Raw genomic sequence first — 13,054 nt, forward strand, 5'->3', positions numbered from 1 at the left:
ATGGCCATGCTGTCTCCACCCGAGACTCAGTGAAATCGAATTCGCCGTGAAGATGCGGTGTACCCGCGGCTAGACGGAAAGACCCCGTGAACCTTTACTACAGCTTGGCACTGAACATTGAACCTACATGTGTAGGATAGGTGGGAGGCTTTGAAGGCGTGACGCCAGTTGCGCTGGAGCCGTCCTTGAAATACCACCCTTGTATGTTTGATGTTCTAACGCAGGGCCCTGAATCGGGCTCGCGGACAGTGCCTGGTGGGTAGTTTGACTGGGGCGGTCTCCTCCCAAAGAGTAACGGAGGAGCACGAAGGTTGGCTAATCCTGGTCGGACATCAGGAGGTTAGTGCAATGGCATAAGCCAGCTTAACTGCGAGACGGACAGGTCGAGCAGGTACGAAAGTAGGTCATAGTGATCCGGTGGTTCTGAATGGAAGGGCCATCGCTCAACGGATAAAAGGTACTCCGGGGATAACAGGCTGATACCGCCCAAGAGTTCATATCGACGGCGGTGTTTGGCACCTCGATGTCGGCTCATCACATCCTGGGGCTGAAGTCGGTCCCAAGGGTATGGCTGTTCGCCATTTAAAGTGGTACGCGAGCTGGGTTCAGAACGTCGTGAGACAGTTCGGTCCCTATCTGCCGTGGGCGTTGGATGATTGAAGGGAGTTGCTCCTAGTACGAGAGGACCGGAGTGAACGAACCTCTGGTGTTCGGGTTGTCACGCCAGTGGCACTGCCCGGTAGCTAAGTTCGGAATCGATAACCGCTGAAAGCATCTAAGCGGGAAGCGAGCCCTGAGATGAGTCATCCCTGACCCCTTGAGGGTCCTAAAGGGCCGTTGGAGACCACAACGTTGATAGGCGGGGTGTGTAAGTGCAGCGATGCATTGAGCTAACCCGTACTAATTACCCGTGAGGCTTAACCATACAACACCCAAGAAGTGTTCTAAGGCTTGTAGCAAATAGAACGAACTACTCAAATTCAGTGATAGTGACAAGCCAAGCGCAACATCACTACTCACGTCAGCTTTCTCAGATTGAAGAATTTGCCTGGCGGCCATAGCGCCGTGGAACCACCTGATCCCATGCCGAACTCAGAAGTGAAACGCGGTAGCGCCGATGGTAGTGTGGCATTCGCCATGCGAGAGTAGGACACTGCCAGGCACCCAATTAAACGGTGATGTGAAAACACATAGCCGGCTGCGAGGATGACACCTCAGAAGAAGCAGCAAAAGATTTAGCGAAAGCTAACCGAATGCGGAGCGGTAGTTCAGTCGGTTAGAATACCGGCCTGTCACGCCGGGGGTCGCGGGTTCGAGTCCCGTCCGCTCCGCCACTAATTTGAAGGCCTTCCCTGATGGGAAGGCCTTTTTGCTATGGGCGGTTTTGTCCATAAGACCCACATATTTGCACATCGAAACCAACACAAAGCCCGGCTTCATGACCGGGCTTTGTGTTTTTAGCGTGTTAAACAGCCAGTGTTAGCATTTATCTGCAGGAAGAGAACTAAAACCCTGTCACCTCCACCATTTTCTATCTATATCAAGCCCTTATCTGATCGATTACTGGCCATTTTAACTGGTTTACTTTTGGCCAAACTCTGTTCATGGTGCGCGATTAGGGTTGTATCTCGTTTATAACTCGGTAGAGTAAGGGCATCTTGAGTTTGCCTGTCCCGCGCCGAGTTTGCCGGGTTCCAGGTGTAACTTGGCCAGTTTTATCAACCTTAAGTCAGTGGTATCGATATGGAACAAGTAAACAAGTCCACCTTCAGCGATGTACTGGAATATGTGCGTATGTCCCGTCGCCAGAACAAACTCAAGCGTGAAATTGCGGATAACGAGAAGAAGATCCGTGACAACCAGAAGCGCGTGCTGCTGCTCGACAACCTGAGCGACTACATCAAGCCGGGCATGAGCATTGATGATGTGCAGGCGATCATTGCCAACATGCGTGCCGACTATGAAGAACGCGTGGATGATCACATCATCAAGAACGCCGAGCTCTCCAAAGAGCGTAAAGAGCTGAGCACCAAACTGAAGGGCATGAGCTCTCACAAATAAGCGTTCAGCTTTCGCTTAAGAGACACCGGCCACTGGCCGGTGTTTTGTTATCAGCTCGGATCTCTGCCACTCCTGCAACAATCGGCTCCCCTTTTTAGAATTGCCCTGTTACCATCACCACAAAGCGGTCAATAGTTTCAAGCCATTGACTTGAAAAGACTAAGCTTGAGTGAAACACAATAAATTGCGCAACCATGGTGGGGCTGATATGGGCGCATCAGAACAGACGGATTTGACACAAGTGGCATCTCAAGATTCATCTGTCCAGACCTCGGACGGGAACCCAAAGCGTAAGCGTCGTCCCTGGTGGCGTTGGCTGTTCTGTTTTCTCTTTTTATTGTGCCTGGGGGCGGTGATCGCTCTGGTTGGCTATGAGATGAAAACCTCGAAGCTGCAATCTCAGGAGATCTCCCGCTATGCCGCCAAGCTCACCTATCAGGTCGAGCCAGGCCAGAGCAAGCAGATCGCTTTCCCTGAGGATGGCCCGTTCGACAAGCGGCTCGGCTATGTGCAACTGCCGATGATGCAGGAGCGCCTGCTGCAGCGGGGCTATGAAGTCAGCAAGCAGGTGCATTTCTCCGACGCGCTCTATGACTACGCCAGTCGTGGCTTCTTCGTGCCCTATACCGAGAAGGTGCAGGCCGGACTGACGCTGCACGATTGCCGCGCCGAGCCCTTCTATCAATTCAAGTATCCGACCCATCACTATCCGGATTTTGACTCCATTCCACCGCTCGTCATCCAGTCGCTGCTCTTTATCGAGAACCGCGATCTGCTGAGCAACGAAGAGCCGTTGGCCAACCCGGCGGTCGATTGGCCCCGTTTTGCCAAGGCCGCGCTCTCTCAAGTGGGCAAGGCGCTCGATATGCAGGATCAATCTGCCGGTGGCAGTACCCTGGCGACCCAGGTGGAGAAGTATCGCCACTCGCCGGATGGCCTGACCCTGTCGCCGACCGAGAAGATCCGTCAGATGGCCTCTGCCAGCGTGCGGGCCTATCGTCTCGGGCCGGAAACCCTCGAAGCGCGCAAACTGGTCGCCTGGGCCTATCTCAACTCGGTGCCGCTCTCGGCTGCGCCAGGATATGGTGAAGTGCATGGTCTGGGAGATGGCCTCTGGGTCTGGTTTGGTGCCAATGTCGATGACGTGAACCGTCTGCTGGACCCCGCCCGCAACCAGAACGCACCGCTGGCCGAACAGGGGCTTGCCCTGCGTCAGGTGGTCTCGCTGATGATTGCGCACCGCCGTCCCTCTTACTATCTGGCTCAGGGGCGAGAGGCGCTGGCTACCCTGACCGACAGCTACCTGCGCCTGTTTGTGCAGGAGGGAATGATCACGCCACCTCTGATGGAGGCGGCGCTCAAGGCCAAGATTACGTTCCGTGATTTCCTGCAGTCCCCGGCTATCACCCGGGTGAACAATAACAAGGGGTTGCAGGTTGCCCGTACTCGCCTGAGCCGTCAGCTCGGGGTGCAGCTCTATGACCTCGACCGGATGGATCTGACCGCCGATACCAGCCTCAACATGCCGTTGCAGAACGAAATCTCCCGTTATCTGCAACAGCTGGCCGACCCGACGTTTGCCGCTCAGGTGGGACTGTTTGGTGAGCGCTTGCTCTCGCCGGAGAAGACGGGCGATGTGCGCTACAGCTTCACCCTGTTCGAGAAATCGCCGGAAGGGTTCAAGGTGCGGGTACAGACCGACAACACCGATCAGCCGTTTGATATCAATGAAGGCTCCAAGCTGGAGTTGGGCTCAACCGCCAAGTTGCGGGTGCTGACTACCTATCTGGAGATCGTGGCCGAGCTGCACGACAACTATGCCGGGATGCCGGTCGAGAATCTGCGCAAGCTGGCTGCCGTCTCTCAGGACAACCTCAGCCGCTGGGCCATCTCCTATCTGATGACTGCTCAGGACAAGAGCCTGCCTGTAATGCTGGAAGCGGCGCTGGATCGCAAATACTCCGCCAGCCCCAACGAAGGGTTCTTTACCGGTGGCGGCATGCACACCTTCAACAACTTCCGCCGCGAGGATAACAATCGTATTCCGACGTTGCGTGACTCTCTGCGTGAGTCGATTAACTTGCCCTTTGTGCGGCTGATGCGCGATATCGTGCGCTACAGCCTCTACAAGGAGGGCAACCGTGCCCAGTTGCTGAAGGATGACAAGGATCCCCGTCGTCAGGAGTATCTGGCTAAATTTGCCGACAAAGAGGGGCAGACCTATCTGCTGCGCTTCTGGCGCAAATATCGCGGCAAGACTCCCGAGGAGCAGCTCGATACCTTCCTCGACGGTCTCAAGCCGAGTGCGGTACGTCTGGCGGCGGTTCACCGCTACCTGATGCCGGAAGCCAGCGAAGCCGCATTTGCTGCCTTCCTGGCGGAGCGGTTGCCGCGGGAGAAGCTGAGTGCGAAGCGGGTCAATCAGCTCTATGTGAGCTATGGCCCGGGCAAGTATTCACTGCCGGATCAGGGCTACATCGCCCGGGTGCACCCGCTGGAGCTGTGGCTGCTGGCCTATCTCAAGGAGTTCGACAAGGCGACCTTTGCCGACGCGGTGGCGGCCAGTCGTGACGAGCGGCAAGAGGTTTACAGCTGGCTGTTCAAGACCCGTCATCGCAGTGCCCGTGACAGCCGGATCCGCACCATGCTGGAGGTTGAAGCCTTCCTCGATATCCATCAGCGCTGGGCCAAGCTGGGTTATCCGTTCGACCATCTGGTGCCTTCGCTGGCGACCGCGTTGGGTAGCTCCGGCGATCGTCCGGCTGCACTGGCCGAGCTGATGGGGATTATCCAGAATGGCGGTGTCCGCTCGCCAACTTTGCGTATCGAGCACCTCTCGTTTGCCAAGGGGACGCCCTTCGAGACCGAGTTTGAGCCGCAGCACACCGAGGGTACCCGGGTGATGCCAGCAGAGGTGGCGGCCGCCCTGCGCAGTGCGCTCTCCAAGGTGGTTGAAGGGGGCACGGCAAGACGTATCGCCGGTGCCTTTACCCTGCCGGATGGCACTGTGCTGCAGATGGGGGGCAAGACCGGAACCGGGGATAACCGGATTGAAACCGTGGGTCGTTATGGCAACGTGACCAGCTCACTGGCGCGCAACCGCACCGCGACCTTCGTTTTCTATCTGGGTGAGGATCACTTCGGTACCCTGACCGCCTATGTACCGGGTAGCCAGTCTGACAAGTTCCGTTTCACCTCGGCGTTGCCGGTGCAGGTGCTCAAGGGGATGGCTCCCCTGCTGACGCCTTACCTGCAACCGGGTTCCCATACCCAGTGTCTGGCGAACCAGTGATGCGAGCGAATTAACGCTCATCACGCAGATAACTAACCAGAAAAAACGGGGAGGCTGACAGCCTCCCCGTTTTTATTTCCTTATCGGACGCAGCAGCGCTCGATTGCGATCAGGCGTTCAGTACGAACTGCTCGATCACCTGAGCTACGCCATCTTCATCGTTGCGGGCAGTGGTGTGCTGGGCGAGCGCCTTGATCTCGTCGGTGGCATTGCCCATCGCAACCCCGAGGCCTGCGTATTCGATCATGTGGCGATCGTTGCCCGCATCCCCGACGCAGATCACCTGATCGGCGGTCAGGCCCAGGTGCTCGGCCAGCGCGGCCACGCCTGTTCCCTTGTTGCTCTGCTTGTTCATGAACTCGAGGAAGAAGGGGGCGCTCTGTACCACGGTATAGCGTTCATAGAGCTCTGCAGGCAGTCGCTCGATGGCGCGGGAGAGCTGGGGCGGCTCGTCGATCATCATCACCTTCATGATCTGCTCGTCGGCAGGCAGGGTGGCGAAGTCGATCAGATTGATCGGCATGCCGATCAGGCGGGATTCGTGCTCGGTGTAGGTGCTGACACGGGGACTGATCAGGCCACGGGTCACCGAGAAACCGTGGACGTTCACCTCCAGCTCGTCAGCCAGTTTGGCGACGGCGCTGGCGTCACTGCCGGTCAGCAGCTGGCTGCGGATGATGCGCTGATCGGCCACTTGTTGCACCAGAGCGCCGTTGTAGCAGATGACGTAGTCATGCTCTGTGGTGAGGCCGAGCTCTTCCAGATAGCGACTCATCCCTTCCAGCGGGCGGCCGGAGGCCAGTACTACGGTTACCCCTTTAGCGCGCGCGGCACTGATGGCGGCGTGGGTGCGGGGAGTAATCTGGCCCTGCGGGTTGAGCAGGGTGCCATCCATATCCAATGCGATCAGCTTGTACATCTCTCACTACCTGAGTCTGGGTGGCCCGCCCGGTGGGGCCAAGGAAGTGGCGAGTGTAGCGAAAATCGGCGGCGGGATCACGACCGGTTCAGCGATGGGGCCGTGCCGGTTGAGCTATTTGTGTCCCTCGTAAGGGGTCATCTCCAGGGTTTCATCATGGATGGTCAGACGGGTAGGGCCTCGGGTAATGGTAACCTTGCGTTTGAAGCTGGCCATCTCGACCTCGATGCCGGAGTAGAGGTGCTGGGTGGCAATGACCTCCATCTGAGCCATCAAGTTTCGCAGCTCCTCCTGGTTGGCGGTGAGCTGCTCATCGAGCTGGGCCAGTTCGGCCAGCTGATGGTCCCGGATCGGTTTGAGCTTGCGCAGGGTATCCGGATTGCGCTTGTCGCCGGGCAGTTGCAGCAACTTCATGACCAGCTCCTTGATTTTCTCCAGCTGGGCCTGACACGCCTGCTGGCGCAGCTTGAGCTGGTGTTCCTGCTCCTTGTGGGTGAAGTAGCCGCCAAGGATCTGCAGCCGGGTATGGTTGGCTGCCTCGGCCCCCAGGCTGGGGGCCATGATCAGGCGATTGGCAATGCTGGTGCCCCCCAGCAGAGTGCCTTTGCGCATGTTGCTATCGCCCACCTTGATGTCTTGTCCGCTGCGGGAGTAGCAGTGGCTGAGCTGGCTCTGGATCTGGATATCCCCCCCCGCTTCCAGCTGGGCATACTGGGCGTAGCTGGCGTGGATCTCCCCCTGCGCATTGAGTTGGCAAAGGTACTCCCCCTGCTCGTTGCGGCGGCCAATGATGCCGTGGCGTACCGTGATGCTGCCCCCGGCTTCGATCCAGCCCCCTTCGATAAAGCCGCCGATGACGATGTCACCGCTGACCTTGATCTTCATGCCCGGGTTGACGTCGCCGCTGACGATTAAGCCCCCTTCAAAATCAATGTGGCCGTGGCGGGCATCCACCTGTTTGACGCTGAGCACCTCGTCCACCTTCATGCCTGCTTTTTCCTGACAGGGCAGGCCAGCCCGACCGGCAATCAGCAGGTCGGGATCGTCGGGGGAGATGAAGGTGCCCTCGCCAGCACTCATCGGGCTGTCTTTGCCATCTTTGGCGGGCAGATCCTGACCGGTCACGGTAAAACCGGGCACCCCGACGGTGGCTGGATGGCGGCGCATCAGCGGAGCGCCTGCCTTGACGGTGACGATGGAGCCGAGATCCCGCAGGTCGACTTTGCCATGACCCAGCTCCTGCGGTTTGAGGATCCGTTCGGCCGGGGTCTCCACCAGCCGCTCATAGCGAGTGTCCTGACCATTGACGGCTGGCTGGCCGTTGGCAATCACCAGCTTGAGCTGACTGCCGGGGGCGGCCTCCTTGGCCGACTGGATGGCAGCGGTGAGCAGTTGCTCACTCACCCCCTGTTTGATTTCGCTGATGGCGATCGCCTCTTTCAGCTGTTCCAGCGTCACATACTTGCCTCCCCAGTCGGCAGTGATCTGGGCGATGGCACTCATGCGATCCTTCTCCACTATTACGGCGAGTCGGGCATCCTGACGCTTGCCGACAGGGATGGGGCTGGCGGGGACGGGGGCGGCAGGGTTGGTGAGCAGGGTATTAAGCAGGCTGATAGCCTGTTTGATCCCCTCGGGCAGCGGCTGATAGCGGCGACAGTTGGAAGCGAGCAGCAGAGCCTGCACATCCTGTTCCGTGACAGGTTTGGTGAGACCGGCGGCAATCCGCAGGCAGACCAGTTCCATATCGCTTGATAGCAGCAACCACTCTTTGCTTAACACCGCATCTCCTTGCTGGATGAGAACAGAACGATCGGCTCGCTCCTCTACTGTCATTTAATCTCTCAATGATTAATAAAGCGAGTCACCAACCCTGAGAGTGGGCAGTATTCAGATATTTCCTCTGAATGGTCAATGAATTGAAGTTAAATCGGTGATGGCGGCCGGATAAATATGGGTGCTGTTTGGCAATGGCGTGAAAAGTCGGATCGCAGCGCCAGCAACATAGGGTCGCTGGCAGGGGCGGTAGTTATCAGCTGCGCTGGGCTGTTCTGGCCAGGGTGAGGTAATCGCCGAGTACCGGCTCACCCAGCATATGGCGGCGCAGCATGTCGAGGGCGGCAAAGGCGAGGATCTTGCGGCGGCTCTCCGGGTCGGGGTGGCTGACCTTGACCGTCTGACCGATGTGCATGCCATCGGCGCTGAGCAGCAGTGGCACCCCCTCTGTGCCCTCTCGCCCTATGGTCAGTTGCAGGCCCGCATCGGCGGTCGGCAGTTGCGCCAGCTCATCGGCCAGTTGCGTACTGAAGTTGGCCTCCAGCCGGGGATGGCCGTGACAAAGCGCCAGCAGCGCACCGCCACTCTCCCCCTCCAGCAGAGCCAGCGGTTTGCCTTGCAGCAGCGCCAGGATCTGCTGCGCCGGTTCCGTATCTCCGCTGCCAACCAGCCAGGGGCGGATCGTATCCAGCAGTCGGCGCTCTGCACTCTCCATATCAGCGGCACTGGCGCCGTGGCCGATCAGTTTCAGCTCGATAAGGGGCATGGAGGAGCGGTAACCCAGCTCGATACCCATGGGCCAGGGTTCGGCATCCAGCATATCGCTGAGGGCTGATTCCGAGATGCCGAAGGTGTAAAAGCGACGCAGCTCGGTACCGATCTGTAACCCAGCCAGCTGTTTGAGGCGCGGCAGAATTTGCTCGCGCACCATCTGTTTGAACTCGAACGGCACGCCCGGGGTGAAGAAGAGCTGGCTCTGGCCACTTCGCACCACAAAGCCGCAGGCGGTGCCAACCGGGTTGTCGAGGATTTCGCCCCCCTGTGGCAGCCATGCCTGTTTGGCATTGCTTTGTGCCATGGGGCGGCCACGGCTGGCGTAGCGCGCTTCGATGGCAGCGAGCCAGTCGGGGAAGAGGGTGAGCGGTTGGTCAAAGGCCTCGGCGGCGGCCTGAGCGGTCAGGTCGTCGGCGGTGGGCCCGAGCCCGCCACACACCAGCACCACCTCGGCGCGGCTGGCACTCTCTTGCAGCACCGTTTTCAGGTCGGCGAGGTTGTCACCCACCGTCAGGCGACGGCGCACCTGCCACCCCTGTTCCAGCAGCAGAGCGCTGAGCCAGGCTGCATTGGTATCCACCACCAGACCCGTCACTATTTCGTCTCCGGTACTGATGATCTCGATACGCATGGCAGGCTCCTTGGATTAAACGGTTGGCAACGGTTGGCCTCGGGCCAACACAATCAGGCTTTGTTGTGCTCGAAGTAGTAGCTGATCCGGGTACGCGGATTGAGGTACTCGAACACGGCGGGCGGCAGCCGTTTGGGGTGGATCACCTTGGCGATCGACAGTTCGGCTTGCTGCAGGTCGATGATGGCCGCTTCCTGACGGGGAATGCGCGGATCGTAGACCAGCACCGAGGGGTAGAGCAGGCGGGAAGCGTTGACCGACATCACCAGCCCCACCTGACCGTTGGAGAGTTGCACCACGCTGCCGGGGGGATAGATCCCCATCAACCGGATCAGCATGCTGAGGTACTCCGGATTGAACTGCGCCTTGCGCTGCTTGTAGAGGCCGCTCAGGGCCGAGTAGGGCACCTTGGCCTGCATGTGGCAGAGGTTATCGTACTCGTTGATCAGCGACACCATCTGGGTCAGCGGATCGAGCTGGCCACCCTTGAGCCCTTCCGGCCCGCTGCCATCGAGATATTCGTGGTGATGGAGCACGATCCCCTTCGCCTCGGCCGGGAAATCCTTGGCCAGATTGAGCAGATCCAGTCCGTAGCGCGGGTGCTGGGCCATCAGGTTCTGCTCCGGCTTGGTCAGCGGCTCGGTCTTGCGCAGGATCTGGCTCGGGATCTTCAACTTGCCGATATCGTGGAACAGCGCTCCCATGCCGACCTGACGGATCTCGTCGGCCGTCATGCAACACTCCTTGGCCAGCAGCATGCTGAGCACACTCACATTGAGGGAGTGGAAGTAGAGGTTGTTGCCATCCTCGCTGTCGGAGACCAGATGGAGCACCATCTCGTCCACCGAGAGCAGTTGTTCTGTCATGGCGTTGACCAGCTCCTGCGCCTCGCCGATGGCATTGAGGGGGCGGGACTGGATCTTGCTCATCACGCTGCGCACCTGGGCCAGCGACTGCTGGAACTGTTTCTCGCACTGCTGCAGGTTGCGGCGATAGAGTTGCAACTGCTCAATGCGGCGATCCTTCTCCTGCTGCATCTGGGCCTGACGCTGGGCGGCGTCTGCGCTCTCTTGTTGCTGAGGCTGTACCTGATTGAGGGGCTTGGGCGGAACGTCGCTCTTGTCGGGAATGATGGTGACCAGTTTCAGGCCGAGACGGCGGATCAGCTCGATCTCTTCTTCACTTTTGATCTTGAAGCTGGAAAACAGGAACGGGTGTTCGCGCCACCCCAGTGGCAGGGATACATAGTTGCCGACTTGCAGTCGATCTACGGAAATCTTGATACCGGTCATTATCTTGGAAGCAGGAGACACACTGAGCCGTATGCTAGTCAAAGGCGGGGGTGAATACAAAAGGTATCTGATGACAGGGCTGGAGCTTTATTATAGGCTTCTGGATGTCCAGACATATTTACCGATGCAGTACAGGGAGTAAGCATGCCGATCAAGATCCCGGATCAGTTACCCGCCGCCGAAGTGCTGGGGCAGGAGAACATCTTCGTGATGACGGAATCCCGGGCCGTCACCCAGAACATCCGCCCGCTGCGGGTGCTCATCCTCAACCTGATGCCAAAGAAGATTGAGACCGAGATCCAGCTGATGCGGATGCTCTCCAACTCGCCGCTGCAGGTGGATGTGGATCTGCTGCGCATCGATGACAGGGAGTCAAAGAACACGCCGCAGGCGCATCTGGAGAACTTCTATCACGACTTCGAGCAGGTGCGTGGCAACAACTACGACGGCATGATCATCACAGGGGCGCCGCTCGGGCTGGTGGAGTTCGAGGAGGTGGTCTACTGGCCGCGCATCGTCGAGATCATCGAGTGGTCCCATCAGCATGTCACCTCTACCCTGTTCCTCTGCTGGGCGGTACAGGCGGCGCTGAAAGCTTTGTATGGCATGGAGAAACAGACCCACGGCGAGAAGCTCTCCGGTGTGTATCATCATCATCGCCTCGATGAGCACGAGCCGCTGCTGCGCGGTTTCGATGACGAGTTTGTCGCCCCCCACTCCCGTTACGCGGCGTTTGATGGCGATCTGATCCGTGCCCAGACCGACTTGCAGATTTTTGCCGAGTCAGAAGAGGCGGGGGTCTATCTGGCGGCGACCAAGGATTGTCGTCAGGTGTTTGTCACCGGGCACCCGGAGTACGATGCCCTGACGCTGGACGGGGAGTACCAGCGGGATCTGGCGGCGGGGCTCGACCCGGCCATTCCGGTCAACTACTACCCGAATAACGATCCGGGCCAGACCCCGCGCGCCAGCTGGCGCAGCCATGGTCATCTGCTGTTTGCCAACTGGCTCAACTACTACGTCTATCAGCTCACCAGCTATCGGGTGGAGGATATCGGCAAGGTCTTTACCTACGACCAGGGAGGCAAGTAGTCAGTCGCCCTGCGCCAGCCGCTCGGCCAGCCGCTCGGCCAGCTGGTCGAGCCACTGGCGGTGGCAGGCCAGGGTAAACGCCTTGGGTCTGTGGGCCTTGATGGCGGCCATTGCCTCTTGCTGTGGCTGGCCAAGGGTCATCAGCAGCGCGGCGGCGACCAGACCGGTACGACCGCTGCCCCCTTTGCAGTGGATGACCAGATGTTTGCCATCTCCCAGCAGCTCGCGCAGCTGTGGCAGCGCCTGTTGCCAGGCAGCCTCGAAGTCGGCATCGGGGGCCAGATCATCCTCGATGGGCAGATGGAACCAGCGCATTCCTTCGTGCTTGACCTGCTGGCCGAGCTGCGCCAGTTCGAGTCGGATCAACTCGGCGCTTGTCATCAGGGTCACCACTCCGTGGGCACCGGCCAACCGCAGTTGATCGAGCGCCAGGGTCAGCGGCACCTGCTGGGTGCCGGGGCAGGGGGTCAGCAGCAGCTGACCGTCGACACGGGGAACCTCAAGGCTCCAGAAGGGGTGATACGGGTGCATGGCGGATCCTCGCGTGGTGGCCGCAGGGTTGCGGCCGGTGAATGGCGCCAAGGATAGGCGGGGCAGGGGGGATGTCAATGGCCGTTGTGTTTGCCCCGGTTTACGGGCAGAGTCTAAAAAATTGAGCGGTTCAAGGAGTTAAGATGAGAAACCTGGATCAACTGGATTTGGATATCCTGGCCCATCTGTTTCGGGATGCGGGCATGACCAACAAGGATCTGGCCGCGCTGGTGGGCGTTGCCCCCTCCACCTGTCTGGAGAGGGTGCGCAAGTTGCAGCAGGATGGCGTGCTCAAGGGCGCGCACTGCGAAGTGGATTATCAGGCCCTCGGTGGTCACATTCAGGCAATGGTCTCCCTGCAGCTGGCCCGCCACAGCCGCCAGATCATCGATGCCTTCCGCGATGCCATTCTGGCGCTGCCCGAAGTGATCAGTCTGTTCCACATGGGGGGCAAGGATGATTTTCTGGTGCACCTGTGTGTCTCCGATACCGAGCACCTGCGCAACTTCGTCTTTGATCACTTCACCTCCCGCGAGGAGGTGGTGCACCTCGAAACCTCGCTGGTATTCGAGCACAAGTTCAGCCGCTCCCTGCCCTGCTTTCCCCAGCCATAACGGCCTGTGGGCCGACGGTATGAATAGATGGAAAAAACCGCCTGCTGGCGGTTTTTTCCATTCTGCTATCGG

General features: G+C 59.1%; 9 protein-coding genes, 1 tRNA gene and 2 rRNA genes (1 of these 12 running past the window's edge). 7 read left to right on the forward strand and 5 right to left on the reverse strand.

Translation table 11 applies throughout. The features are described from left to right. The 5 genes from ACTG20_RS04270 to ACTG20_RS04290 form a co-directional block, all read left to right on the forward strand. Nucleotides 1-925: ribosomal RNA gene (locus tag ACTG20_RS04270) — 23S ribosomal RNA — on the forward strand (it extends 1,965 nt beyond the left edge of the window). A 122-nt stretch (nucleotides 926-1,047) separates the two neighbouring features. Beyond that, nucleotides 1,048-1,162: ribosomal RNA gene (rrf, locus tag ACTG20_RS04275) — 5S ribosomal RNA — on the forward strand. Nucleotides 1,163-1,257: 95 nt separating this feature from the next. Then, nucleotides 1,258-1,334, forward strand: a tRNA-Asp gene (locus ACTG20_RS04280). A 409-nt stretch (nucleotides 1,335-1,743) separates the two neighbouring features. Further along, complete coding sequence (gene tmaR / locus ACTG20_RS04285; RefSeq protein WP_005336024.1) at nucleotides 1,744-2,061, forward strand: PTS system regulator TmaR; 318 nt, start codon at nucleotides 1,744-1,746, stop codon at nucleotides 2,059-2,061. Nucleotides 2,062-2,269: 208 nt separating this feature from the next. Next, nucleotides 2,270-5,353, forward strand: coding sequence for a transglycosylase domain-containing protein (locus ACTG20_RS04290; protein ID WP_075116006.1), 3,084 nt, complete (start codon nucleotides 2,270-2,272; stop codon nucleotides 5,351-5,353). Between the two features lie 109 nt (nucleotides 5,354-5,462). Here the strand turns inward: ACTG20_RS04290 and yidA are convergent, their stop codons facing one another. The 4 genes from yidA to ACTG20_RS04310 all read right to left on the reverse strand — a co-directional run bounded on the left by yidA (nucleotide 5,463) and on the right by ACTG20_RS04310 (nucleotide 10,745). Then, complete coding sequence (gene yidA / locus ACTG20_RS04295) at nucleotides 5,463-6,272, reverse strand: sugar-phosphatase (protein ID WP_042056408.1); 810 nt, start codon at nucleotides 6,270-6,272, stop codon at nucleotides 5,463-5,465. Between the two features lie 114 nt (nucleotides 6,273-6,386). Next, entirely contained in the window at nucleotides 6,387-8,054 is a 1,668-nt protein-coding gene (locus ACTG20_RS04300) for a DUF342 domain-containing protein (protein ID WP_194495106.1), read from the reverse strand. A gap of 250 nt (nucleotides 8,055-8,304) precedes the next feature. Further along, complete coding sequence (locus ACTG20_RS04305; protein WP_194495104.1) at nucleotides 8,305-9,453, reverse strand: competence/damage-inducible protein A; 1,149 nt, start codon at nucleotides 9,451-9,453, stop codon at nucleotides 8,305-8,307. 53 nt (nucleotides 9,454-9,506) lie between these two features. Beyond that, nucleotides 9,507-10,745, reverse strand: a complete 1,239-nt coding sequence (locus ACTG20_RS04310) for an HD-GYP domain-containing protein (RefSeq protein ID WP_005336014.1) — start codon at nucleotides 10,743-10,745, stop codon at nucleotides 9,507-9,509. 144 nt (nucleotides 10,746-10,889) lie between these two features. On the opposite strand from ACTG20_RS04310, the gene metA reads away from it, so the two are divergent. Continuing rightward, nucleotides 10,890-11,837 carry a homoserine O-acetyltransferase MetA gene (gene metA, locus ACTG20_RS04315; RefSeq protein ID WP_194495102.1) on the forward strand — a complete coding sequence of 316 codons (948 nt, stop codon included), beginning with the start codon at nucleotides 10,890-10,892 and terminating at the stop codon, nucleotides 11,835-11,837. Here metA and ACTG20_RS04320 read toward each other — a convergent pair whose 3' ends face one another. After that, nucleotides 11,838-12,368, reverse strand: coding sequence for a cyclin-dependent kinase inhibitor 3 family protein (locus ACTG20_RS04320; RefSeq protein WP_194495100.1), 531 nt, complete (start codon nucleotides 12,366-12,368; stop codon nucleotides 11,838-11,840). A 143-nt stretch (nucleotides 12,369-12,511) separates the two neighbouring features. Between ACTG20_RS04320 and ACTG20_RS04325 the strand changes: the two genes are divergently transcribed. Then, entirely contained in the window at nucleotides 12,512-12,982 is a 471-nt protein-coding gene (locus ACTG20_RS04325) for an Lrp/AsnC family transcriptional regulator (RefSeq protein ID WP_005336001.1), read from the forward strand. Nucleotides 12,983-13,054 lie beyond the last annotated feature (72 nt).

The sequence above is a fragment of the Aeromonas sp. 84A genome (assembly GCF_051919345.1).
Lineage (GTDB): Bacteria > Pseudomonadota > Gammaproteobacteria > Enterobacterales > Aeromonadaceae > Aeromonas > Aeromonas veronii.

Bases quoted from the DNA above. Each gene is read 5' to 3' on its own strand.
- ACTG20_RS04320 (WP_194495100.1), bottom strand. From the start codon at position 12,368: ATGCACCCGTATCACCCCTTCTGGAGCCTTGAGGTTCCCCGTGTCGAC.
- ACTG20_RS04290 (WP_075116006.1), top strand. From the start codon at position 2,270: ATGGGCGCATCAGAACAGACGGATTTGACACAAGTGGCATCTCAAGAT.
- ACTG20_RS04325 (WP_005336001.1), top strand. From the start codon at position 12,512: ATGAGAAACCTGGATCAACTGGATTTGGATATCCTGGCCCATCTGTTT.
- tmaR (WP_005336024.1), top strand. From the start codon at position 1,744: ATGGAACAAGTAAACAAGTCCACCTTCAGCGATGTACTGGAATATGTG.
- yidA (WP_042056408.1), bottom strand. From the start codon at position 6,272: ATGTACAAGCTGATCGCATTGGATATGGATGGCACCCTGCTCAACCCG.
- ACTG20_RS04305 (WP_194495104.1), bottom strand. From the start codon at position 9,453: ATGCGTATCGAGATCATCAGTACCGGAGACGAAATAGTGACGGGTCTG.
- ACTG20_RS04310 (WP_005336014.1), bottom strand. From the start codon at position 10,745: ATGACCGGTATCAAGATTTCCGTAGATCGACTGCAAGTCGGCAACTAT.
- metA (WP_194495102.1), top strand. From the start codon at position 10,890: ATGCCGATCAAGATCCCGGATCAGTTACCCGCCGCCGAAGTGCTGGGG.